The organism is uncultured Methylobacterium sp. (genome assembly GCF_964242245.1).
In the GTDB taxonomy this organism is placed as follows: Bacteria; Pseudomonadota; Alphaproteobacteria; order Rhizobiales; family Beijerinckiaceae; genus Methylobacterium.
Map to the genome: position 1 here is coordinate 1 of NZ_CAXTBY010000071.1, position 21,967 is coordinate 21,967.

The following is a 21,967-nucleotide window of genomic DNA, read 5'->3' on the forward strand; positions in this document are numbered from 1 at the left end:
GCCTCGCCGTCCTCGACCTCGATGCCGTGCTCGGCCAGGATCCAGAAGATCGCCTCCAGGTCCTCCGCCGACACGTCGCGGGGGGGAAGCGCTTCCTCCAGGTCCTCGTAGGTCAGGCAGCGGCTCTTCTGGGCCGCCGCCTTGGCCAGGAGGATGTCGACCGACCGCCTGATGTCAACGGCCAGCCCATCGAGACCCGGCACGCTCTCGCCCGCCGGCAGTCGGAGGGCGTCGGCCAGCATCCGGTCGATCAGTGCCTGTCGGCGGGACTGCGCGTCGCCGCGGCCGGCCTGCTCCCGCTTCCCTGGTTCGTGCCTGCCGGCGTCGCGCTTGGCCATCGACCTGATATGGCTCGCGAAGGCGCGGCGTCGAGGGCCCGGAAGCGGCGCCGTCTCTGGCGCGCCGGGAGGCGGGGGCTTCCGGTGGCGCGGGCCGGCTCGGTCCGAAGGTCGACGCTAACCAGCCGCGATCGAGTGCTTGGTCACGGCGGGCACCCGCAGGGTCACGAGTTCCTCCGAGGCGGTCGGATGGACCGCGATGGTGCGGTCGAAATCCGCCTTGGTGGCACCCATGGTGACGGCGATGCCGACGGCCTGGATGATCTCGCCTGCGTCGTGGCCGAAGATGTGGACGCCGACGACCTTGTCGGTCGCGCGCTCGACGAGGACCTTCATCAGGATGCGCTCGTCGCGCCCCGACAGGGCGGCCTTCATCGGCCGGAAGCTCGCCTTGTAGACGTCGATCGCGCCGCAGAGGCGGCGGGCGACGTCCTCGTTGTGGCCGACGACGCCGATCTCCGGCGTCGAGAACACGGCGGTCGGGATCAGGCGGTGATCCACGCAGGCCGGGCGAGCGCCGAACACGGTGTCGGCGAAGGCGTGGCCCTCGCGGATCGCGATCGGCGTGAGGTTGGCGCGGTTCGTCACGTCGCCCACCGCGTAGATGGAGGGCACCGCGGTGCGGGAGTAGGCGTCGACGGGGATCGCGCCCGCCCCGTCCGTCTCGATCCCGACCCGTTCGAGGCCGAGGCCGTCGACGTTCGGCCGCCGTCCCGTCGCGACCAGAACCTGATCGACCAGCAGGCTGTCGCCGTCGTCGAGGACGGCGCGGATGGCGCCCTCGGAGCGTTCGAGGCTTTGAACCGTACGGCCGAGGCGCAGGTCCATGCGCTCGGCATAAGCCTCGCCGAGCGCGTCGCGGATCTCGTCGTCGAACCCGCGCAGCAGGCGCTCGCCCCGGTGCAGGAGGGTGGTGCGGCTGCCGAGGCCCGCGAACACGCCCGCGAACTCGACGGCGATGTAGCCGCCGCCGACGACGAGGATGCGCTCGGGCAGGCTCTCCAGCTCGAACACCCCGTTCGAGGTGATGGCAAGCTCCGCGCCCGGGATCACCGGCTCCTTCACGGGATGGCCGCCGACTGCGATGAGGATCACCCTGGCGCGGACCCGCTCGTCCGTGCCGACGAGGCGGATCGTGTGGGGGTCCTCGATCACGGCCCGCTGCGGCACGACCGCGACGCCGGCCCGCGTCAGGTTCGCGTCGTAGACGCCCTCCAGGCGGGCGATCTCCGCATCGCGCCGCCGCTTGAGCACGCTCCAGTCGAAGCGCGGCGTCTCGACGCTCCAGCCGAAGCCGGCCGCGTCCTCGAACTCGTCGCGGAACCGCCCGGCATAGACCATGAGCTTCTTCGGCACGCAGCCGCGGATCACGCAGGTGCCGCCGACGCGGTACTCCTCGGCGAGCGTCACCCGCGCCCCGTAGCCGGCCGCGATCCGGGCCGCGCGCACGCCGCCCGAGCCCCCGCCGATGACGAACAGGTCGACGTCGAAAGTCTCGCTAGTCTCGCTCATGTCGTGGTTCCGTCGGAAGAGGCCGACGTCGAGGCGCCGGCCTCGCGCAGCCACGTGATGGCAGCGCCGAGGCCGGCCGTCCACCACGCGGCCCAGGCGTTGTGCTCGACGAAGGCGATCGCCGCCGCCGCCGCGATCAGGCCCAGCGCCGTGGCGCGATCGGCCGATGCGGCACCGGGGAGCGCGCCGAGCGTCAGCATCAGCACGCTCGACGCGAGGATCGCGCCGACGAGGCCCAACTCGGCCCAGATCTGGAGGACGCTGTTGTGCGGGTGGCCCACCGCGAGCAGCGTGCGCATCTCCGGCTCGATCCGGCCCGCGACCGGCGCCTCGGCGAAGCGCGCCGACGTGCCGAACCCCGCCCCGCGCCACGGGTCTGCGGCGACCGCCGCACCGAAGCTGCGGGCGATGGCGACGCGGGCGCGGGAGGACGACTGCACGAGGCGGGCGTGCGCGGCCTCCGGCATGAAGCGATTCAGAAGGTCGCCCTCCACCGGGGCTAGCGCCACGGCGAGGGCGACGCCGAGGCCGGCGACGCCGACCGCGAGCTTGGCGGAGACCAGCCGCGCGAGGCCGAACAGACCAGCTCCTGCGAACAGCCCCAACGCGGCGGCCCCGCTCACCGAGCGCAGGACGCCCAGCGCCGCGAAGGCCAGGGCCGTCAGGGCGAGGACGCGGCGGCCCTGCCGCCACAGGACGAGGGCGAGCGGCCCCGCGACGATGGCCAGCGTCAGGGCCGGACGGTTGAACACGAACTCGGCGACGCGCTGGCCGAGCGCCCGCTGCACCGGCAGGCCGGTCGCCAGCCCGATCGCGATCGTGAGACCGGCCAGCACCACCATCCCGGCACCGAGCGCCGCCGCGAAGGGCGGCAGCCGCCCAGGGGCGAGACACGCGAGGAGGTAGGCGGCAATGAGCGCCGGCACGAACTCGCCGGCCACGCGAAGGGACAGGGCGGGAAACGGGCTCCAGGCGAGCGTGAGGCCGCACCATGCGAGGAACGCCAGGGCCGTCCAGCCCGCTGCCGTCGTCAGCGGCCTCGTCAGGGCTGCGCCGACTGCGCGCGCATCCTCCAGGCAGCGCCCTGCGAGGAACAGCAGCGCGGCGAGGCCGACGACCAATGGGCTCGACCGGCTCGCGAGCGCCATCGCCAACGGCATCGCGGCAAGCGCGATCGCCCCGGCGGCGTACAGGCGCCGCGGACCGGTCACGAGGGGTGCGACACGCTCATGCCTATTGCAGCTTGCCTACTGCATCTGGTGGCCGCGCTTGCCCATCTCGGCGCGGACCCGGACCATGACGTAATCCGCGACCTCCTGGGTCCAGGTCTGCGTCGCCTGAACCATCTCGTCGAGGATCTGCGGCTGGCTCTCGACGTAGTGCTTGCCCGCCGGCGAGCGGAAGAAGGTGGCGATCTCCTGCAACTCGGGCTCGCTCAGCTTCGCCGCGTAGATGCGCGCCGCGACGTCGATGATGCGCTGCTTCTGCAACTCCATCTCCGGCCCGAGCGAGACCAGCACGGCGTCGAGATCCTGGTTCAGGTCCGGTCGGGTGACCGTCTGCTGCTTGATCTGATCGGCGAAGGCCGGAATGATCGAATCGAACGAGCGCGCGATGCCGGAACTGAGCATCACCTCGCGGGCGAGCGCGACGTGGCTGGCGCTGGGGCCAAGCGCAGGTGCCGGCGCCGGAGGCGCAGGCTTCGGTGCGGGCTTCTGCGCCGCCGGCCTGTTTGCCTGGGCGTGGACGATGCCGGGAGCGACGACGAGAACGCACGCCAGGAGTACGGGGACGAGGAGACGAGACAGGACGGCCATTCCGAATGTTCCAAGGTTGACGTGAGGAGCGGCCTGCCTGCGGCCGGGGCGCGCCGATCGCTTCCGGGGCGCGCTCACCCGAGGCTGCCGATGACGGTGATCTCAGGCCGCCCGTCGCGCTCCCCGGCGAGGATCGCCGCGCTGGCGATGCCGAGGAACAGGCCGTGCTCGACCACGCCCGGTACCGCCCAGAGCCGCGCCGACAGGGTCTCCGGATCGGGAATGCGGCCCAGGCGGGCATCGAGGATGTGGTGACCGCCGTCGGTGACGAGCGGTGCGCCGTTCGGCCCTCGACGCAGATCGACCGCGCCGGCGCAGCCCGCGCGGTCGATCGCCGCCGCGACGCCGATCCGGGTCGCGCCGAGGCCGAAGGCGTTCACCTCGATCGGCAGCGGGAAGGCGCCGAGCGTGGCGACGCGCTTGGCGGCGTCGGCGATCACCACCATCCGGCGGCTCGCGCAGGCGACGATCTTCTCCCGCAGCAGCGCCGCACCGCCGCCCTTGATCAGGCGCAGGTCCGCGTCGACCTCGTCGGCCCCGTCGATGGTGAGATCGAGTTCGGGCAGCTCCTCCAGGGTCGCGAGCCGAATGCCTGCGCGCGTCGCTGCCGCGTGCGTTGCCGCGGAGGTCGGGACGCCGACCACGTCGAGGCCGGCGCGCACCCGTTCCCCGAGCAGGGCGACGAAGGCGGCGGCCGTCGATCCGGTGCCGAGGCCGAGCCTCATTCCGGGCTCGACGAGGTCGAGGGCGCGGGCGGCGGCCGCGCGGCGCAGGTCCGGCCCGCTCACCGGGGCGCCTCGCGTTCGGATCTCTGGGGAGGGCGCATGCGCGGGATGCCGTAGATCGTCCGGGATGGGTGCCCCTAGCATGCCGGCCGCGCGCGCGGAAAGGCGCGGCGCCGCACGGACCGTCCGCCTCACGGCATGACCGTCGACGATCCAGCCGTCACGGTCGGCCGCCCTGCGGCGGCGTCGCGCTGGCCCCGGCCCGACCCTGAACCGCCCCGGGCGGAGCCTCGGCCGCGCCGTCCGCGGACGGGTTGGTCTGCTGGGTGCAGACCACCTGCTCCTTCTTCACCAGCACGAAGCAGATGCTCATCTCGCCGGTGCGGTAGTTGACCCGGAAGACCCCCGCCTCGCGGGTGTGGCGCGTCGCGACGAGGCCGTACTCCGACGGCGGCTGCGCGCCGGCGCCCTCGCCCGCCGCGAAGCAGACCGTCAGGCCGATGCCGCCGCCGACCTCCTGGAGGCCGTACTGGCAGGAGGTGACCTCGCCGGTCACCTTGTCGACCCGGTACATCCGGTTGAGGTCGGCCTGGGGCGCCGGGACGAACTCGAAGGAGGCGGCAAAAGCCGCAACTGGAACGAGGAGTCCCATGCAGAGCGCGATGAACCAAGTCGCCGGACTCCCGTTCGGCGCGACAGGCTCCCTCTCCCGGGCGGGAGAGGGTCGGGGTGAGGGATGAGAACGACCCGGATGCGTCACGCCCCTCATCCTGTCCTTCTCCCCGCGGGAGAAGGGACCGGCGGTTGGTCCGGGGCTCCGTGCGGCTGGCGGAGGGACGAAGGATCGAAGCTTCATGAGGCGGTCCCGGGCGGATGACGCCCTCCTCTCCGCGCCGTTTCGGGCAAGTCTGGGGCGTACCGCGCGCTGCTTCGCACCTTGTGGACTGGCGGGCTGGCCGCTAGCGAGGACGCGCCCGGCCCGCCAGGACAAACCGATGTCAGCCCTCCAAAAGATCGCCGTGTTCGACCTCGACGGGACGCTCGCCGAGACCGCGGGCGACCTGATCGGCACGCTGAACGTCCTGCTCGGCCAGGAGGGTCTGCCGGACCTGCCGCTGGCCGAGGCGCGCGCGATGATCGGCGCGGGCGCCAAGGCGCTGATCCGGCGCGGATTCGAGGCGGCCGGCGCGGAGCTCTCGCCGGCCCGCCACGAAAGATTATTCGCCGACTTCCTGGAGCATTACGGCGCCCATCTCTGCGACCATTCGCACCTCTACCCGGGCGTCGTCGCGGCTTTGGACCGGCTGGCGGCGGACGGGTTCCGCTTGGCCGTCTGCACCAACAAGGTCGAGGCGCACGCCGTCGACCTGCTGGCGCTGCTCGGCATCGCGGACCGCTTCTCGGCGATCTGCGGGCGCGCGACGTTTCCCTACAGCAAGCCCGACCCGCGCCACATCACCCTGACGATCGCCCGGGCCGAGGGTGATCCGGCCCGCGCCGTGATGGTGGGCGATTCCAGGGCCGACATCGACGCGGCGAAGGCCGCCGGCATCCCGGTGGTGGCGGTCACCTTCGGCTACACCGACACGCCGGTGGCCGAGCTCGGACCGGACCGGGTGATCTCACACTTCTCCGAGTTGCCGGGCGCCGTCGGAGCCCTGGTTCCTCACACGTAATCCTCCGGCGTCCTGACCTTCCCGGCGCGCAGCAGCGTGTAGAGGAACGGCACGAACAGCAGCGTCGAGGGCGTGCCAAGCGCAATGCCGCCCATCACGGCGCGCGCGAGCGCCGCGTTCTGCTCGCCCCCCTCCCCCGTGCCCAGCGCCATCGGGATCAGCCCCAGGAACATCGCGCCGGCGGTCATCAGCACCGGGCGCAGCCGCGTCTCACCGGCAAGCAGCGCCGCCTCCAGCGCCGAGCATCCGGTGGCCTCCCGGTGCTCGCGGGCGAAGGTGACCAGCAGGATCGAGTTCGCCGAGGCGATGCCGACCGACATGATCGCGCCGAACAGCGAGGGGATCGAGAAGGTGGTCCCGGTGATGAACAGGCTGGCGACGATGCCGCAGAACGCGAGCGGGAGCGCCGCGAGCACGACGAAGGGATCGCCCCAGCTCTGATAGTTCACCGCCATCAGCAGGTAGACGGCGATGAGCGCGATGCTCAGCCCCACGCCGAGGCGCACGAAGGCCGAGTCCATGTTCTCGATCTGGCCGCGCACGGTGATCCTGTCGGGTGCCGGCAGGGCCTTCTGCTCCTCGTCGACGATGGTCCGGATCTCCCGCGACACCGAGCCGAGATCGGCATCCTGCACCGCCGCGTAGATGTTGTAGGTCGGCGCGGTGTTGACGTGGTTGACCACCGTCTGCGTGCCCTCGCGCCGGAAGTTCGCGACGCTGGAGAGCAGGGTGAGGACGCCGGGCTGGTCGTCGTTGGCCCGGACCAGCAGCGGCGTGTTCTGGAGCGCGGTGAGCGAGTCGTTGCGGTATTCCGGCGTCTGCACCCAGAGCTGATAGGGGATGCCGGTCTTCGGATCGGTCCAGAAGTTCGGCGTCACCTGGAAGGAGCCCGAGAGCGAGACGTTCAGACCCTGCGCCACCTGCTGCTGCGTCAGCCCGAGTTCGGAGGCCAGCCGCCGGTCGACGTCGACGAAGAACTGCGGCGTGCCGACGATCTGGTGGAGATGCACGTCGACGGCGCCGCGGGTCTCCTTGAGGCGGCGGACGATGCTCTGGGCCACCGCGAGATCCTTCTCGGCGTTCCGACCGGAGACCTGGATGTCGATTTGCGACAGGGTGCCGAAGTTCAGGATCTGCGTGATGATGTCGGAGGGCTGGAAGTAGGCGATCACGTCGGGGAAGCGCTCGCGCAGCACCTCGCGCAGGCGCTTGGTGTAGAGGGCGACGTCGCCGTGGCCCTCGCGCAGGTTGATCAGCATCTGCCCGTCATTGTAGGCGACGAACGAGCCGTCGGAGAAGGCGAAGTTGTAGTTGTTCGACGGCAGGCCGATGTTGTCGAGGATCTGCTCGACCTCGCCCTCGGGGAGGACCTCGCGCACCACGTGCTCGACGGCGGCGAAGGTCTGCTCGGCGGTCTCGATCCGCATGCCGGCGCGGGTGCGCAGGTGCAGGGTGATCTGGCTCGACGCAACCTGCGGGAAGTAGTCGCGGCCGACGAAGGTGAAGAGCCCGGCGGTCCCGAGGAAGACGAGACCCACCACGGCAAGCGTGGCAAGCCGGCGGCGCACGACGACGTGCAGCAATCCGATGTAGCCGCGGTGGAAGCGCTCGAACCGCGCCTCGAAGCCGTGGCGGAAGCGGCCGGCGACGTGGAAGACCGGCCGGCCGATGTATCCGAGCGCCCGCGCGACGCGGCCGCGCCGCGGCGGCTCGGCATCCCCGCCGTGGCGCTCGGCGTACTCGCGCGCCACCAGCACGTCGATCAGCACGGGCACCAGGGTGCGCGAGAGCACGTACGAGGTCAGCATCGCGAACACCACCGCGAGCGCCTGCGGGGTGAACAGGTACTTCGGCGTGTCGGCCAGCGCGAAGACTGAGACGAAGGCGGCGCAGATCGACAGCGTCGAGATCAGCGTCGGCTTGGCGATGCTGGCCGCGCCCACCACCACGGACTTGCGGAACGGCTCGCCCTCCTCGAACAGGCGGTAGGTGTTCTCGATCGCCACCGTCGCGTCGTCGACGAGGATGCCGACGGCGAGCGCGAGGCCGCCGAGCGTCATCACGTTGATGGTCTCGCCGAGCGCCGCCAGGATCGCCAGCGAGGTGAGGATCGAGAGCGGGATCGAGATCAGCACCACGATCGTCGAGCGCCACGAGCCTAAGAACAGCAGGATCGTCAGGCCGGTGAGGCAGGCGGCGATGGCCGCCTCGTGGATCACCCCCTCGATCGCGCCGGAGACGAAGACCGACTGGTCGAACAGCGGCTTGATCGTCATGCCCTCGGGGGCGGCGGCGCGGACGTCGGGAAGCGCGGCCTTGACGCTGTTGACCACGTCCAGCGTCGAGGCGGTGCCGTTCTTGAAGATCCGCATCAGCACCGAGTGCAGCCCGTCCGAGCGCACGATGTTCACCTGCGGCGGCCCGCCGTCGCGGACGTAGGCGACATCGCGCACCAGCACCGGCTGTCCGGCCACCACCTTGATCGGAATCTCGTTGAGCGCCGAGATCGCATCGGGGGTCGCGTTGAGCAGGACCGGGTACTGCTGCTCGCCGATCTTGGCGAGGCCCGACGGCACGGTCAGGTTCTGCGCCGTCATCGCGTTGGTGACGTCGAGCGCCGTCAGCCCGAGCGCCTGGAGGGCGTGCAGGTCGAGATCGACCATGATCTGCCGGGGCGTGCCGCCGAAGGGCGAGGGCAGCGTCGAGCCCGGCACCTGCACGAGGCGCTGGCGGATGCGGTACTGCGCGTAGTCGTTGACCTTGGTGAGAGTGTCCTTGGTCGAGGTCAGCGCGAGCTGGATCACCGGCACCGAGGATGCGGAGAAGCGCAGCACGATCGGCGGCTGCACCCCCGGCGGCATCGTCGAGCGGATCGCGTTCATCGCCGACACTACCTGCGAGATCGCCAGGTCGATGCTCACCGCGTTGTCGAAGTAGATCTTCTGGATCGCCGTGCCCTGAAGGGTCGTCGACTCCATGCGCTTGATGTTGTTGACGTTGTTCGACAGCGAGAACTCGGCGTAGGTGGTGATGCGCCGCTCCATCTCGGGCGTCGACAGGCCGGTGTAGGTCCACACCACGACGACCACCGGAATATCGACGATCGGCAGCACGTCCTTGGGCGCGACGGCGATCGCGCCCGCGCCCGCGAGCATCATCAGCACGGCGAGCACGTAGGTCGTGATGCGGAACTTCAGCGCGTACTGGACGAGGCCCATGCCATCTCCGCGATCCCGCCTCTGGGACCCGATCGCATCATGAATGCAGCGCACACAGGACGCGAGACTTGTTTCGCGATGATGGCCGCCGCCGCCCCGAGCCGCGATGCCGCAGGGCCGGCTCATGCCCGGCGGTTCGGCTTCGGCGAAGGCTTCCGGAGCGCGTCACCGGGTGCGGCCGGGCCGATGCCGCGGAGCTTGCCTCGATCGGCCTCGTTGAGACCGCGCCCTGTCCAGTGCGCGCGCGGGTCGCGGCGAGCCGGTACGTCGGCGAAAAGGCCGTCCACCGGGCCTTCGCCGCGCCCGAGATCGGCTTCCCCGAACGTCCGAGCCTGACATCAGCCGGCGATCCGGGAGGGCGCCTCCGGGTGGTCGGCCGCCTCAGCGCAGCAGCGCGGCCTTGTCGACCTGGAGGGCGGCCGCGATCTCGTCGAGGGCCTTGTGCTCGACCGCGCTGATGCCGCCGAAGTCCGCCACGTCCGCCGCGATCAGGAAGATGTCCTGACGCTGGTCGATCGGGCGGTCGGCGATGGCGGCGACGTGGCGGAGGTTGTCGATCCGCCCGGCGCGGGTCTTGGCGCGCGCGATGGCCTCGTAGAGCTCCTGCTCGATCCGCAGCGTGTCGTAGGATTTCTGAAGGATCGGGTTGGCGCGCATCCCGGAGATGGCTGATTCGACCTCTTCCTCGTCGACGTCGCCATCCGCGATCGTGACGTTGGCCGCGGCCGAGACCGCGGCCTGGAGGAACAGGGCGTCTCCCGCATACGACATGATCGTGCGGCCGAACCGAAGGATGGCGTCCTGGAAGATGCTCATGCCCACCTCGCGCTACGCGCGGAAGTGACGGGCATCGACGCGGCTGAGTCAAGATGCGCAGGCCGCGCTGCGGTGGGCCGCGTCCACTTTGACTGGTCCAGGGCAGGTGATCATGACCGACCCTCCCGCTGCCGCGGCGTTGACGCGGACCGGTCGAACTGTGATGGAGCCACCGGTTCGCATCCGAACGCGGCACGCCCCGGCAGCCGCCAGCCGGACGCGGACGTCCCCCGTGTAAAGGTATCGGCCACGCCATGGCATCGCGACCGCGCTCCCCGCTGATGTGGCTGCTCCTGCTGCCCTTCCTCGGGCTCCTGTGGGTGCCCTTCTACAATCAGCGCGAGCCGGTCCTGCTCGGCTTCCCGTTCTTCTACTGGTATCAGCTCGCCTGGGTGCCGCTGACCTCGCTGCTGCTGTACGTCGTCTACCGGAGCGTGCGTCATGACGACTGACCTCGTGACATCCGACCTCGACATCCCGGCGGTCTCGGTCTTCGTCTTCTTCTTCCTGCTCGTCACGGTGCTGGGGTTCGTGGCCGCCCGCTGGCGCCGGCCCGAGACGCTGGCCCACCTCGACGAGTGGGGCTTAGGGGGCCGCAAGTTCGGCACCTGGATCACGTGGTTCCTGATCGGCGGCGACTTCTACACCGCCTACACCGTCATCGCGGTGCCGGCCCTCGTCTACGCGGTCGGCGCCTACGGCTTCTTCGCCCTGCCCTACACGATCATCGTCTACCCGATGGTCTTCCTCGTGATGCCGGTGCTGTGGACGGCCGCCAAGGCACGCGGGTACGTCACGGCGGGCGACGTCGTCTACGGCAGCTACGGCTCGAGGCCCCTCGAACTCGCGGTGGCGATCACCGGCGTCATCGCGACCATGCCCTACATCGCCCTCCAGCTCATCGGCATGGAGGTGGCGATCAAGGCGCTGGGGCTTCACGGCGAGATCCCGCTGATCGTCGCCTTCCTGGTGCTCGCCTTCTACACCTACTCCTCGGGCCTGCGCGCGCCGGCGCTCATCGCCTTCGTCAAGGACATCATGATCTACATCGTGGTGCTGGTGGCGGTGGCAATCGTGCCATCGAAGCTCGGCGGCTATGCCGCGGTGTTCGACGCCGCCGACGCGGCCTTCAAGGCCAAGGGCTCCGGCGGAACGGTGCTGAGCGCGGCGCAGATCGTGCCCTACGCCTCGCTGGCCTTCGGCTCGGCGCTCGCCGCCTTCATGTACCCGCACACGCTGACCGGCATCTTCGCCTCCTCGGGCGGAGACACCATCCGCAAGAACGCGGTGCTGCTGCCGGCCTACACCCTGCTGCTCGGCCTCCTGGCGCTGCTCGGCTACATGGGCCACGCGGCCGGCATCAAGGTGACGAGCAACAACGACGTGGTGCCGGCCCTGTTCAAGGCCCTGTTCCCGGGGTGGTTCGCCGGTTTCGCCTTCTCGGCGATCGCCATCGGCGCGCTCGTGCCGGCGGCGGTGATGTCGATCGGCGCGGCCAACCTGTTCTCCCGCAACGTCTGGAAGGCTTACGTGAACCCGGACGTGACGCCGGCCGGCGAGGCGCAGGTGGCCAAGATCACCTCGATGCTGGTCAAGATCGGCGCGCTGGCGGCAATCCTCGTGCTGCCGACGCAGTTCGCCCTCGACCTGCAGCTCCTCGGCGGCCTCTGGATTCTTCAGACCCTGCCGGCCCTGATCTTCGGGCTCTACGGATCGTGGTTCCGCGCGCCGGCGCTGCTCGCGGGCTGGGCGGCGGGCTTCCTCACCGGCACGGCGCTGGCATGGTCGGACGGGCTGAAGCCGCTGCACGCCGTGGCGTTGGGAGACGTGAAATTCTCGATCTACACCGGGCTGCTCGCGCTGACGCTCAACATCGTGGTGGCATCTATCGTCAACGCGGTCCTCGCGATGACCGCGCCGGCCCGCGTCCCAGCCGGCGGCCGCTGACGCGATCGGCGGCTGGACGACCCCGGACCACGCGCGTCGCGCGCCGTGAGCGGGATTTCCCTCGGGCGCGGAACCCTCTAGACCGGCGGTCGTCATCGGCGAGCGCGGCAGGAACACGGACAGGACAATGGCGAAGGTTGCGTTCCTGGGCCTCGGCGTGATGGGCGGCCCGATGGCCGGGCACCTCGCCAAGAAGGGCCACTCGGTCACCGTCTACAACCGCACGGCGGCCAAGGCCGAGGCCTGGGTCGCAACCTACGGCGGCGCGCACGCCCCGACGCCCCGCGAGGCGGCGGCCGGGGCCGAGATCGTGTTCGCCTGCGTCGGCAACGACGACGACCTGCGCGGTGTGGTGCTTGGCCCCGACGGAGCGCTCGCCGGGATGAGCGGGGGCGCCACCTTCGTCGACCATACCACCGCCTCGGCCGAGGTGGCGCGCGAACTCGGCGAGGCGGCCGCGGCCAAGGGCGTCGGCTTCATCGACGCGCCGGTCTCCGGCGGTCAGGCCGGCGCCGAGAACGGCGTGCTGACCGTGATGTGCGGCGGCGAACCCGAGACCTACGCCCGCGTCGAGGCGGCGATGGCCGCCTACGCCCGCGCCTGCCGGCTGATGGGCCCCGTGGGCTCGGGTCAGCTCACCAAGATGGTCAACCAGATCTGCATCGCCGGCGTGGTGCAGGGGCTCTCGGAGGGCGTCCACTTCGCCAAGCGCGCCGGCCTCGACGTGGAGGCGGTGCTGGCGGTGATCGCGAAGGGCGCAGCCGGCTCCTGGCAGATGGAGAACCGCGGGGCGACGATGAACGCCGGCCGGTTCGACTTCGGCTTCGCCGTCGACTGGATGCGCAAGGACCTCGGCATCCTCCTCGACGAGGCCCGCCGCAACGGTGCCTCGCTGCCGGTCAGCGCGCTGGTCGACCAGTTCTACGCCGAGGTGCAGGGCATGGGCGGGAACCGCTGGGATACGTCGAGCCTCGTCGCCCGGCTGGAGCGGTAGGCCGCGCTCAGGCGAACTCGGCCAGCGCCGCGTCCGGATCGAGCCAGCGCCACTCCGCGCCCACTTGGTGGCGGAACCACGTGAACTGGCGCTTGGCGTAGCGGCGCGTGTCGGCCTGACCGCGCCGGATCGCCTCATCGAGGTCGATTCCTCCGTCGAGATGGGCGATCAGCCCCGGCACGCCGTGCGCCCGCATCACCGGCAGCATCGGATCGAGCCGGCGGCGCCTCAGGGCATCGGCCTCGTCGAGGGCGCCGTGCGCGATCATCGCGCGGAAGCGCGCGTCGATCCGCGCGCGCAAGGTGCCGCGGTCCGGCGCCAGGAAGATCCGCCGCAGCCTGCGTCCCGCCAACGGACCCGGAACGCGGGCCCCGTGGAACGCCGCGATCGGGCGCCCGGTGGCGGCGAGGATTTCCAGCGCGCGCATCACCCGCGCGCGGTCGCTCGGGCGCAGTTTCGCTGCTCCGGCGGGATCGCAGGCCGCGAGGTCGGCGTGGAGCGCTTCCGTGGGACGACCCTCCGCCCGCCGACGGATCTCGGTGCGAACCGCGTTGGGCACCGGCGGCAGGTCCGAGAGCCCCTCCTCGAGGCTGCGAAAGTACAGGCCGGTACCGCCGACGAAGATCGGAAGGCGCCCGTCGAGAACGCGCAGGAGTTCGGCTGCCTCCCGGGCGAAGTGACCGGCGGAGTAGTTCACGGCGCCGTCGACGTGGCCGTAGAGCCGATGCGGCAAGCGCGCGGTCTCGTCCGCGTTCGGGCGGGCCGAGAGGATGCGCAGGTCCGCGTAGACCTGCATCGAATCGGTGTTGACGACGAGGCCGCCATGGTGGAGCGCCAGCGCGGCCGCGAGCGCCGACTTGCCCGAGGCGGTCGGCCCTGCGATGAGGATCGCCTCCGGCCGCTCCGCTCGCGGCGCTGGATGTAGCGGCACCTTCGAAGATCTCCGGGATGAGCCTGGTCGCGGTCCTGATAGCAAACGCGGCCCGTCCCGCCATCACCGATGCCGTGCTGGCGGCGGCCCGTTCCGTGCTGGCGACGGAGCATCAGCCCCACATGCTGCACGGTGAGATCGCGGCCGAACTCCTGGTTCCCGGCGCGCCCGCGGCGGCCGCTGCCCTGACCGCGCGCCTCCGCGCGGCGCTCGCCGGCGAGCCGATCGACATCGCCGTCCTGCCGGCCGACCGTCACCGACGCAAGCGCCTGCTCCTCGCCGACATGGATTCCACCATGATCGAGCAGGAATGCCTCGACGAACTCGCCGACACGATCGGCCTGAAGGCGCAGGTCTCCGCCATCACCGAGCGCGCCATGCGGGGCGACATCGCCTTCGAGCCGGCGCTTCGCGAGCGCGTCGCGCTCTTGAGGGATGTCTCGGCCGGCGTGATCGACGCCCTGATCCGCGATCGCCTCACCCTGACGCCGGGCGGCCGCACCCTCGTGCGAACGATGCGGGCGCACGGGGCGCGCACCTGCCTCGTCTCCGGCGGCTTCACCCTGTTCACGGGACCGATCGCGGACATGCTCGGCTTCCACGAGCACCACGCCAACCGACTCGGGCTGCGGGACGGGCGCCTCACCGGCTCGGTCGAGGAGCCGGTCGTCGGACGGCGCGAGAAGCGCGCGACCTTGATCGACCTGCGCACGCGCCTCGGGCTCGATGCCGGTGAGACGCTCGCGGTCGGTGACGGCGCCAACGACCTGGACATGCTGGGCGAGGCGGGACTGGGCGTGGCGTTCCGCGCGAAACCTGGTGTCGCGGCGGCTGCACGGGTGCGGATCGAGCACGGTGATCTGACCGCGCTGCTCCATCTCCAGGGTTTTGCCGCGAGCGACTTCGTCATCTGACGCAGCCGCCGCCACGTCTCAGTGCAGGCTGCGCCCGAGGGGGACGACGGCTCCGACGATGACGACCGTCTGAAACCCGATGGCGCCGAACATCCACCTGATGATCTCGGATTTCGCAGCCTCGATATCGGCCTTCGTCGAGAGCCGCAGCGCCTCGATATCCGCCTGCGTTGCGAGCCGGAGCGCCTCGATGTCTGCTTTCGTCGTCAGTCGCAGCGCCTCGGTATCGGCCTGCGTCGCGAGCCGGAGCGCCTCGATATCGCTCCTGACGGCACCGATGTCACTCTTCGTCGGAATGGTGCCGTCAAGGACCTCCCCCATCGCGTTGGCCAAGCCCTCGACCTGTTCGGTCGACAGCTTGGCCTTCTCGCGCAATGTGCGCGCGTACTTCAACGTATCGAAAGCAACCGCCGTCATGCGTCGCGGCTCCTGCCTGATACTCCGGCCGCCTTGGATTGGCGCGCCTAATCCAGGCCGATCGCGACGAACCGCACGTCGCCCGTGGCGCTCGCCACCAGCAGCAGCACGGATTTGCGCCCATCCTTCCGGAGGGCCTCGACGCGCTTGGTCACGTCCGCCGGCGCGTTGACGGCCTCCTGGCCGACCTCGACGATGATCTCGCCCGGCTGGATGCGCTTGTCGGCCGCCGTCGAGCTCGGATCGACCCGGGTGACGACCACCCCCTTGACGCCGTCCTTGATGCTGTACTTGCGACGCAGTTCGTCGGTCAGGCCGGACAGGTTGAGGCCGAGCGCTTGGCGCGCCACGCTCTCCGGCTCGGGCTGACGAAGGTTGGCGAGTTGCGGCTTGTCACTGTCGTCCAGGCGACCGAGGGTGACGGCCTTCGTCGTCTCCTCGCCCTTGCGGACGACGACCACGTCGACCTTCTGTCCCACGGGCGTGGAGGCGACGATGCGCGGCAGGTCGCTCGAGGCCTTCACCGCGTTGCCGTTGAACCGGACGATGACGTCCCCGACCTCGAGCCCCGAGGTCCTGGCCGGGCCCTTCTCGTCGACGCCCGCGACCAGGGCTCCCCTGGCACCGCCTTTGAGGCCCAGGGCCTCGGCGGTCGCATCATCGACGTTCTGGATGCGCACGCCGAGCCAGCCGCGGCGGACCTCGCCGAATTCGCGCAGTTGATCGATCACGGGCTTGGCCGTGCCCGACGGCACGGCGAAGCCGATGCCGACCGAGCCGCCGGTCGGCGACAGGATCGCCGTGTTGATGCCGATCACCTCGCCGTCCATGTTGAACAGCGGGCCGCCGGAATTGCCCTTGTTGATGGCCGCGTCGGTCTGGATGTAGTTGTCGTAGGGACCCGAATCGATGTTGCGGCCCCGCGCCGAGACGATGCCGGCCGAGACGGAGCCGCCGAGGCCGAACGGGTTGCCGATGGCGATCACCCAGTCGCCGGGCCGCATCTTGTCGGAATCGCCGAACGGGACCGCCTTGAGCGGATGATCGGCCGGCGGCTTCACCCGCAGCACCGCCAGATCGATCTTCGAGTCCTTGCCGATGATCTCGGCCTTCAGCTTGGTGCCGTCGTGCAGAATCACCTGGATGTCGTTGGCGTCGCCGATGACGTGGTTGTTCGTCACGACGATCCCGGAGGCATCGAGGATGAAGCCGGAGCCGAGAGAGTTGGACTTGCGCTGCTGGCGCGGGCCGTCGCCCTCGCCCCGCTGCTCACCACCGCCACCGCGCCCGCCGCGCTTGTTGAAGAACTCCTCGAACAGGTCCTCGAACGGCGTGCCGGGCGGGAGTTGTGGCCCGGCACGGTTTCCGGGACGCGCCTCCACGGTTGTGGAGGCCGAGATGTTGACGACCGCGTCGTCGACCTGCTCGGCGAGGTCGGCCAAGGAGACCGGTCCCCTGGCAAGGACCGGCATCGGCGTGGCGGCGATGAGGGCAGCCGCCGCGAGTGCGCGCGCACCTCGGCGGAACCGTGTGAAGGAACGCGCCGGGGCGCTCGCGACGGGGTGCATGATCGACCTCTTCAAGAACGCGTCCTCCGAACTGTCGCGTCGCCCGTTCTGCGTATCGGGCGACGCAACAGCGGTCGTTAAATCATCCGCGGCCCGCTCCGTTCAAGGGCCAACCGCGAACCGGATCCCGCAGCGTGCCTCAGCGTCCCGTTCCGGCCGTCGAGCCGGTCATCGCGCCGGGATCGGAGGTTCCGCGCGGCGCACCGCCCTGCACGGCCTTGCCCTGCGGATCGCTGAAGTAGCGGAAGAAGTCCGAGTTCGGACTCATGACGAGGCGGGTTTCAGGACCCTTCAGACCCACCTCGTAGGCCTGCATCGAGCGATAGAAGCTGAAGAAGTCCGGGTCCTTGCCGAAGGCGCCGGCGAGGATGCGGTTCTTGTCGGCATCGCCCTGGCCGCGGAGCTGCTCGGAGGTCTGGGTCGCCTCGGCCAGGATCACGGTCACGTCGCGGTCGGCCCTCGCCTTGATCGTCGCGGCGATCTGGTCGCCGTTGGCGCGGATGTCGGCCGCCTCCCGCTCGCGCTCGGTCTTCATCCGCTTGTAGACCGCGGACGAGTTCTGGACCGGGAGATCGACGCGGGTCATCCTCAGGTCGACGATCTGCACGCCGAGTGCCTTAGCCTGCCGGTTCACGTCCTCCTGAATCTGGTTCATCAGGTGCGTGCGCTCGGTCTTGACGATGGCGTCGCGGGTCGAGCGGGCGAGCACGTTGCGCAGGGACGAGTTGGTGAAGCTCGCGAGCCGCTGGTTGGCGAGCCCGACGTTGTTGACCGACTGATAGAACCGCAGCGGATCGATGATCCGATAGCGGGCGAAGGCGTCGACCTCCAGGTTCTGGCGGTCGGCCGTGAGCAGGGTCTGCACGGGCAGGTCGAGGTCGAGCACGCGCTTGTCGAACAGCACCACGTTCTCGACGAAGGGCAGCTTGAAGTAGAGGCCGGGCTTGTCCTCGCCGGTCTGATTCAGCACAGCGCGCACGCGGCCGAACTGGAGCACCAGCGCCTGCTGCATCTGCCCGACGGTGAAGACCGAGGCGTAGAAGGCCAGGGCGAGGGCGGCCACGACGACGGCGAGGCCGGTGCGGATTGCCTGCGCGTTCATCGTGCCGCTCCGCTCGTCTGCGGCGCCGCCTGGATGCGCGAGCCGAATTCCGCCAGCGGCAGCACGGGCACGACCCCCGCGGCGCCGGCCGTACCGGAGCCCGCCTGATCGATGATCACCTTGTTCACGGAGCCGAGCACCTTCTCCATGGTCTCGATGAACAGCCGCTCGCGGCTGATCGCGGGAGCCGTCTTGTAGGAGGCGTAGACCTCCTCGAAGCGCTGAGCTTGGCCGGTGGCGTCCGCGGTCGCCTTCGTCTTGTAGGCCTCCGCGGCCTGCACGATCTGCGAGGCCCGGCCGCGGGCCTGGGGCACCTCGCGGCTCGCGTAGGTCTTGGCCTCGTTCTGCGCGGTGTCGGCGTCCTGCTGGGCGGCGTTGACGTCGATGAAGGCCGGCCGCACTTCCGGCGGCGGATTCACGCTGACGAGCTGGACAACGCCGACGCGCACGCCGGCGCCGTACTCGTCCAGGGCGTTCTGCGTGATGTCCTTGACCTCCTGCGCGACGCTCGACTGCTCGTTCGTCAGGATCGCCTGGATGTTGCGGCGGCCCACCACCTCGCGCATCGCGCTCTCGGCGATCGCCTTGATGGTGCCCTCCGGATTCTGAAGGTTGAACACGAAGTCGGAGGCCTTGAGCGGGTTGACGGTCCACTGCACCTCGAAGTCGAGGTCGACGATGTTCTCGTCGCCGGTCAGCATCAGGCTCTCGTCGGGCATGTCGCGGCTGCGCGCCTGCGTTCCGGCACCGGAGCGGAAGCCGATCTGAATGGAGTTGGTCTGGCCGACGTTCGGCTTGACCACGCCGCCGACCGGATAGGGAAAGTTGTAGCGCAGCCCCTCGCCCTTCGAACCGACGTAGCGGCCGAAGATCGTCTCGATCCCGACCTGGCTCGGCAGGACGGTGTAGAAGCCCGTGAGCAGCCAGACGCCCGCAGCGAGCACGCCGATGACGAGGAAGCTGCGGCCGCCGCCGAGGGAGCCGCCCGGCATGACGCCGCGCAACCTGTCCTGGCCGCGCCGCAGCAGATCCTCGAGGTTCGGCGGAGTCTTGCCGCCGCCGCCCCAGGGACCGCCGCCATTGCCGCCGCCGCGACCCCAGGGTCCTCCCCCGCCGCCACCGCCGCCGCTCTGATTGCTCCAAGGCATGCTAGCCGTCTTCTCCTGCCTGCTGCGGATGGCCCGCACGGCCATCGGCCCGGACCGACCGGGCGGACCCGCAACCGCATCCCCCGCCCGGACAAGGCACCCGCCGAGGGTCCACGCACCTGCGGGGGCGCACCGCCCTCTGTCAAGGCTGGCAGTTGGGCATCGCCACCCCCTTTGACAACCGCGACCCGACGCCCCTGGATCGACGGCCGGGATCAGGGTTCCGGCCGGATGCGTTCGAGGTCCACGAACGTGTAGGCGTGCTCGTCGTGCTCGCCCGCCCCGTGTTCCTCGCGGAAGGCCTCACGGAACTGCGTCCGGTCGAAGTTCGGGAAGCGGACATCGCCGTCCGGGCGCGCATCCACTTCCGTGAGGCGGATCGCGTCGGCCTCGGGCAGCGCGAGCCGGTAGATCTCGCCGCCCCCCACCACCATCAGCTCCGCCTCCGCGGCCGCGGCGAGCGCCTGCGCCCAGTCATGGACCGTCTCGACGCCGTCGGCGGCAAAGCCGGGATCGCGGGTCAGGACGAGGGTGCGCCGCCCGGGAAGCGGCCGGCCGATCGCGGCGAAGGTCTTCCGGCCCATCAGCATCGGCTTGCCCATCGTCAGGGCCTTGAAGCGCCTGAGGTCGCCGCGCAGGTGCCACGCCAGCCCGTTGTCGCGGCCGATGACGCCGTTGGCCGCCACCGCGACGACGAGCGTGATCCGTTCTGGCCGCACGATCCGCGCTCCGTCTTCCACGGCCGTCCCAGAGGGCATCGCCGTCAAACCGCCACCGGCGCACGGATCGCCGGGTGCGGATCGTAGCCCTCGATCGCGATGTCCGCGTAGCGGAACGCGAACAGGTCGCGGATCTCCGGGTTGAGGCGCAGGCGCGGCAGCGGGCGCGGGGCGCGGGTGAGCTGGAGCCGCGCCTGATCGAGGTGGTTGCGGTAGAGGTGCGCGTCGCCGAAGCTGTGGACGAAGTCGCCGGGCGCGAGGCCGGTCACCTGCGCGATCATCGCCGTCAGCAGGGCGTAGCTCGCGATGTTGAACGGCACGCCGAGGAAGGCGTCCGCCGAGCGCTGGTAGAGCTGGCACGAGAGGCGCCCTTCCGCCACGTAGAACTGGAACAGGCAGTGGCAGGGCGCCAGCGCCATCCGGTCGAGGTCGGCCGGGTTCCAGGCGGAGACGATCAGCCGGCGCGAATCGGGGTTGCGGGCGATCTCCGCGACGACGCCTGCGATCTGATCGACCGTGCCGCCGCCGGGCTTGTCCCACGAGCGCCACTGCTTGCCGTAGACGGGACCGAGATCGCCGTTCGCGTCCGTCCACTCGTCCCAGATCGTGACGCCGTTCTCGCGCAAGCGCCGCACGTTGGTGTCGCCGGAAAGGAACCACAGCAGCTCGTGGATGATCGAGCGCAGGTGCAGGTGCTTCGTCGTGACGAGGGGAAACCCCGCGCCGAGGTCGAAGCGCATCTGGTGGCCGAACACCGACAGGGTGCCCGTGCCGGTGCGGTCCTCCCTGGCGCAGCCCTCGTCGAGGATGCGGGCGAGCAGGTGGTGATAGGCGTCCATCACCCGCCTTCCTGCCCGCGATCGTGGGGCTTTGCCAAGGGGTTTCCGCCAAGGTGCCGGACGTGATTGCCGGAAGGCGCCCCACTTAGAGCGGCCAGAGCACGTAGGCGATCAGCGCGAGGTTGCTCCAGCCGTGAAGGGCGATGCAGGGCCACAGGCGCCCCGTGCGCCAGCGGAGCCAGCCGAGCATCAGGGCGAGGGGCGCGAGCGAGACCGGCCGGGCCAGCCCCCAGGCGGAGACGTGGGCCAGGGCGAACACCGCCGCCGTCACCAGGATCACCGCGGCCGGCGGCAGGAAGCGGCTCGCCGCAGCGAAGGCCTCGCCGCGCATCAGCGCCTCCTCGGCGGCCGGCGCCAGCACGACCACGTAGGCGAGCCACGCGGCGACGTTGCCCGCACTCAGCATCGGGGACAGGCGCACCCCCGAGGCGAAGGCCGCGCCGAACGCGTCGGCCGTCACCGTCACCCAGGCGATGTGGAGCGCCGGCCACGCCAGCAGGATCAGGAGGAGGGTGCGCGCCCGCATCCCGTTCGGCCATCGGTGGTCGAGGGCGAGCCGGCGTCGCCAGCCCGTGCCGTCGCGCGCCAGGGCGACGGTGAGAACGAGACCGGCGAGGAACACCTGCCGCATCACGTCGACGGCGAGTTCGCGGCGGGCAAGCTGCGCCGCGCCCAGATAGGGCCTGCGCACGGTGTCGAGGAACGGATCGATGCCGTCGAGGAGGTCGGCCCCGACCCGCACGACCGCGAGCGCCATCAGGCTCGCTGCCGCGAAGTAGAGCAGCAGCACGCCGATCAGGGTGGCGAGGCGCAGGATCAGCAGCGCCGCTGCGCGCCACACCCCCTTGCGCCAAGGTCCGCGGGGCGGGGCGTGGAGGGCATCGTTCATCGTCGCAGCACCATGATCGGGCTTCAAAACCGCGTCGATCCCCTCTATGCTGGCTCGGCCGGTCGAAAGCCCGGACGCGGCGATCAACGTCCTCGCGGTGAGCCTGTCGAGTCCATGGCCTCCCTCGTCGTCTGAGGACCATCGGACACGATGGCGCTGGCAGCACCGCTGGACATCGTCTGCTTGCGCGAGGATGGTGATCGACGGCGGCCCTGCCCGCGCGGCGAGCACGATGCGGGACCGGACCGGCGCCTTACGCCTTTGCTCGGCCACGATCCTTCGGCCTCCGGCAACGGATGCCGTCTTGATTTCTTCATCCGATCCGGTGCGCGACCCGCGCGACAGGTCGTCGGGCAGACCGGACAGAGCGACCGCAGATGGCAGACGACCTGATCCG

General features: G+C 70.5%; 21 protein-coding genes. 5 read left to right on the forward strand and 16 right to left on the reverse strand.

Annotated elements, in window-relative coordinates; all coding sequences use genetic code 11:
- From ACFE8Y_RS14555 to ACFE8Y_RS14580, 6 genes are all read right to left on the reverse strand, one after another.
- Positions 1 to 338: RNA polymerase sigma factor region1.1 domain-containing protein (locus ACFE8Y_RS14555; RefSeq protein ID WP_375465104.1), on the reverse strand; the 338-nt coding region annotated here is incomplete at its 3' end.
- Positions 339 to 455: 117 nt separating this feature from the next.
- Positions 456 to 1,850 carry a glutathione-disulfide reductase gene (gor, locus tag ACFE8Y_RS14560; RefSeq protein WP_375465105.1) on the reverse strand — a complete coding sequence of 465 codons (1,395 nt, stop codon included), beginning with the start codon at positions 1,848 to 1,850 and terminating at the stop codon, positions 456 to 458.
- The gene (locus tag ACFE8Y_RS14565; RefSeq protein WP_375465106.1) at positions 1,847 to 3,061 is read right to left on the reverse strand and encodes an O-antigen ligase family protein; all 1,215 of its coding nucleotides are present in this window, start codon (positions 3,059 to 3,061) and stop codon (positions 1,847 to 1,849) included. Before ACFE8Y_RS14565 ends, gor begins: the two co-directional genes overlap by 4 nt.
- A 36-nt stretch (positions 3,062 to 3,097) precedes the next feature.
- A complete protein-coding gene (locus ACFE8Y_RS14570) occupies positions 3,098 to 3,667 on the reverse strand; it encodes a DUF2059 domain-containing protein (RefSeq protein WP_375465107.1) in 570 nt (189 codons plus the stop codon).
- Between the two features lie 74 nt (positions 3,668 to 3,741).
- Entirely contained in the window at positions 3,742 to 4,455 is a 714-nt protein-coding gene (gene rpiA, locus ACFE8Y_RS14575) for a ribose-5-phosphate isomerase RpiA (RefSeq protein WP_375465108.1), read from the reverse strand.
- A gap of 157 nt (positions 4,456 to 4,612) precedes the next feature.
- Positions 4,613 to 5,044, reverse strand: coding sequence for a hypothetical protein (locus tag ACFE8Y_RS14580; RefSeq protein ID WP_375465109.1), 432 nt, complete (start codon positions 5,042 to 5,044; stop codon positions 4,613 to 4,615).
- Positions 5,045 to 5,387: 343 nt separating this feature from the next.
- On the opposite strand from ACFE8Y_RS14580, the gene gph reads away from it, so the two are divergent.
- The gene (gph, locus tag ACFE8Y_RS14585) at positions 5,388 to 6,068 is read left to right on the forward strand and encodes a phosphoglycolate phosphatase (RefSeq protein ID WP_375465110.1); all 681 of its coding nucleotides are present in this window, start codon (positions 5,388 to 5,390) and stop codon (positions 6,066 to 6,068) included.
- On the opposite strand, the gene ACFE8Y_RS14590 is transcribed toward gph, so the two are convergent.
- Positions 6,059 to 9,286, reverse strand: coding sequence for an efflux RND transporter permease subunit (locus ACFE8Y_RS14590; protein ID WP_375465111.1), 3,228 nt, complete (start codon positions 9,284 to 9,286; stop codon positions 6,059 to 6,061). The two genes, gph and ACFE8Y_RS14590, sit on opposite strands and share 10 nt — an antisense overlap.
- A 381-nt stretch (positions 9,287 to 9,667) precedes the next feature.
- The gene (locus ACFE8Y_RS14595; RefSeq protein ID WP_375465112.1) at positions 9,668 to 10,102 is read right to left on the reverse strand and encodes a tellurite resistance TerB family protein; all 435 of its coding nucleotides are present in this window, start codon (positions 10,100 to 10,102) and stop codon (positions 9,668 to 9,670) included.
- Positions 10,103 to 10,356: 254 nt separating this feature from the next.
- Between ACFE8Y_RS14595 and ACFE8Y_RS14600 the strand changes: the two genes are divergently transcribed.
- From ACFE8Y_RS14600 to ACFE8Y_RS14610, 3 genes are all read left to right on the forward strand, one after another.
- Positions 10,357 to 10,554, forward strand: a complete 198-nt coding sequence (locus ACFE8Y_RS14600) for a DUF3311 domain-containing protein (protein ID WP_375465113.1) — start codon at positions 10,357 to 10,359, stop codon at positions 10,552 to 10,554.
- Positions 10,544 to 12,049 (forward strand): monocarboxylate uptake permease MctP, encoded by a 1,506-nt coding sequence (gene mctP / locus ACFE8Y_RS14605; protein ID WP_375465114.1) that lies wholly within the window; start codon positions 10,544 to 10,546, stop codon positions 12,047 to 12,049. The genes ACFE8Y_RS14600 and mctP overlap by 11 nt, the downstream gene beginning before the upstream one ends.
- 127 nt (positions 12,050 to 12,176) lie before the next feature.
- A complete protein-coding gene (locus tag ACFE8Y_RS14610; RefSeq protein WP_375465115.1) occupies positions 12,177 to 13,043 on the forward strand; it encodes an NAD(P)-dependent oxidoreductase in 867 nt (288 codons plus the stop codon).
- Between the two features lie 7 nt (positions 13,044 to 13,050).
- On the opposite strand, the gene miaA is transcribed toward ACFE8Y_RS14610, so the two are convergent.
- Entirely contained in the window at positions 13,051 to 13,974 is a 924-nt protein-coding gene (gene miaA / locus ACFE8Y_RS14615; protein WP_375465116.1) for a tRNA (adenosine(37)-N6)-dimethylallyltransferase MiaA, read from the reverse strand.
- Between the two features lie 17 nt (positions 13,975 to 13,991).
- Here miaA and serB point away from each other — a divergent pair, with 17 nt between their 5' ends.
- Positions 13,992 to 14,888 carry a phosphoserine phosphatase SerB gene (gene serB / locus ACFE8Y_RS14620; protein WP_375465117.1) on the forward strand — a complete coding sequence of 299 codons (897 nt, stop codon included), beginning with the start codon at positions 13,992 to 13,994 and terminating at the stop codon, positions 14,886 to 14,888.
- Positions 14,889 to 14,906: 18 nt separating this feature from the next.
- On the opposite strand, the gene ACFE8Y_RS14625 is transcribed toward serB, so the two are convergent.
- The 7 genes from ACFE8Y_RS14625 to ACFE8Y_RS14655 form a co-directional block, all read right to left on the reverse strand.
- Positions 14,907 to 15,305: a DUF1640 domain-containing protein gene (locus tag ACFE8Y_RS14625; RefSeq protein ID WP_375465118.1), complete on the reverse strand. Its 399-nt coding sequence runs from the start codon at positions 15,303 to 15,305 to the stop codon at positions 14,907 to 14,909.
- A gap of 47 nt (positions 15,306 to 15,352) precedes the next feature.
- Entirely contained in the window at positions 15,353 to 16,873 is a 1,521-nt protein-coding gene (locus ACFE8Y_RS14630) for a Do family serine endopeptidase (RefSeq protein ID WP_375465124.1), read from the reverse strand.
- A gap of 139 nt (positions 16,874 to 17,012) precedes the next feature.
- Positions 17,013 to 17,975 (reverse strand): protease modulator HflC, encoded by a 963-nt coding sequence (gene hflC, locus ACFE8Y_RS14635; protein WP_375465119.1) that lies wholly within the window; start codon positions 17,973 to 17,975, stop codon positions 17,013 to 17,015.
- Positions 17,972 to 19,123, reverse strand: coding sequence for an FtsH protease activity modulator HflK (hflK, locus tag ACFE8Y_RS14640; protein ID WP_375465120.1), 1,152 nt, complete (start codon positions 19,121 to 19,123; stop codon positions 17,972 to 17,974). Before hflK ends, hflC begins: the two co-directional genes overlap by 4 nt.
- A gap of 215 nt (positions 19,124 to 19,338) precedes the next feature.
- Positions 19,339 to 19,881: a dihydrofolate reductase gene (locus ACFE8Y_RS14645; RefSeq protein ID WP_375465121.1), complete on the reverse strand. Its 543-nt coding sequence runs from the start codon at positions 19,879 to 19,881 to the stop codon at positions 19,339 to 19,341.
- Between the two features lie 5 nt (positions 19,882 to 19,886).
- A complete protein-coding gene (locus ACFE8Y_RS14650; protein WP_375465122.1) occupies positions 19,887 to 20,681 on the reverse strand; it encodes a thymidylate synthase in 795 nt (264 codons plus the stop codon).
- 85 nt (positions 20,682 to 20,766) lie between these two features.
- On the reverse strand, positions 20,767 to 21,570 hold the full coding sequence (locus ACFE8Y_RS14655) for a lysostaphin resistance A-like protein (protein WP_375465123.1): 804 nt from the start codon (positions 21,568 to 21,570) through the stop codon (positions 20,767 to 20,769).
- Between the last annotated feature and the right edge of the window lie 397 nt (positions 21,571 to 21,967).

What these genes read in the sequence shown, in the direction of transcription:
- gor (WP_375465105.1), bottom strand. Translation starts at nt 1,850, where the DNA reads ATGAGCGAGACTAGCGAGACTTTCGACGTCGACCTGTTCGTCATCGGC.
- ACFE8Y_RS14570 (WP_375465107.1), bottom strand. Translation starts at nt 3,667, where the DNA reads ATGGCCGTCCTGTCTCGTCTCCTCGTCCCCGTACTCCTGGCGTGCGTT.
- ACFE8Y_RS14580 (WP_375465109.1), bottom strand. Translation starts at nt 5,044, where the DNA reads ATGGGACTCCTCGTTCCAGTTGCGGCTTTTGCCGCCTCCTTCGAGTTC.
- gph (WP_375465110.1), top strand. Translation starts at nt 5,388, where the DNA reads ATGTCAGCCCTCCAAAAGATCGCCGTGTTCGACCTCGACGGGACGCTC.
- ACFE8Y_RS14590 (WP_375465111.1), bottom strand. Translation starts at nt 9,286, where the DNA reads ATGGGCCTCGTCCAGTACGCGCTGAAGTTCCGCATCACGACCTACGTG.
- ACFE8Y_RS14595 (WP_375465112.1), bottom strand. Translation starts at nt 10,102, where the DNA reads ATGAGCATCTTCCAGGACGCCATCCTTCGGTTCGGCCGCACGATCATG.
- ACFE8Y_RS14600 (WP_375465113.1), top strand. Translation starts at nt 10,357, where the DNA reads ATGGCATCGCGACCGCGCTCCCCGCTGATGTGGCTGCTCCTGCTGCCC.
- mctP (WP_375465114.1), top strand. Translation starts at nt 10,544, where the DNA reads ATGACGACTGACCTCGTGACATCCGACCTCGACATCCCGGCGGTCTCG.
- ACFE8Y_RS14610 (WP_375465115.1), top strand. Translation starts at nt 12,177, where the DNA reads ATGGCGAAGGTTGCGTTCCTGGGCCTCGGCGTGATGGGCGGCCCGATG.
- serB (WP_375465117.1), top strand. Translation starts at nt 13,992, where the DNA reads ATGAGCCTGGTCGCGGTCCTGATAGCAAACGCGGCCCGTCCCGCCATC.
- ACFE8Y_RS14625 (WP_375465118.1), bottom strand. Translation starts at nt 15,305, where the DNA reads ATGACGGCGGTTGCTTTCGATACGTTGAAGTACGCGCGCACATTGCGC.
- ACFE8Y_RS14630 (WP_375465124.1), bottom strand. Translation starts at nt 16,873, where the DNA reads ATGCACCCCGTCGCGAGCGCCCCGGCGCGTTCCTTCACACGGTTCCGC.
- hflC (WP_375465119.1), bottom strand. Translation starts at nt 17,975, where the DNA reads ATGAACGCGCAGGCAATCCGCACCGGCCTCGCCGTCGTCGTGGCCGCC.
- hflK (WP_375465120.1), bottom strand. Translation starts at nt 19,123, where the DNA reads ATGCCTTGGAGCAATCAGAGCGGCGGCGGTGGCGGCGGGGGAGGACCC.
- ACFE8Y_RS14645 (WP_375465121.1), bottom strand. Translation starts at nt 19,881, where the DNA reads ATGCCCTCTGGGACGGCCGTGGAAGACGGAGCGCGGATCGTGCGGCCA.
- ACFE8Y_RS14650 (WP_375465122.1), bottom strand. Translation starts at nt 20,681, where the DNA reads ATGGACGCCTATCACCACCTGCTCGCCCGCATCCTCGACGAGGGCTGC.
- ACFE8Y_RS14655 (WP_375465123.1), bottom strand. Translation starts at nt 21,570, where the DNA reads ATGAACGATGCCCTCCACGCCCCGCCCCGCGGACCTTGGCGCAAGGGG.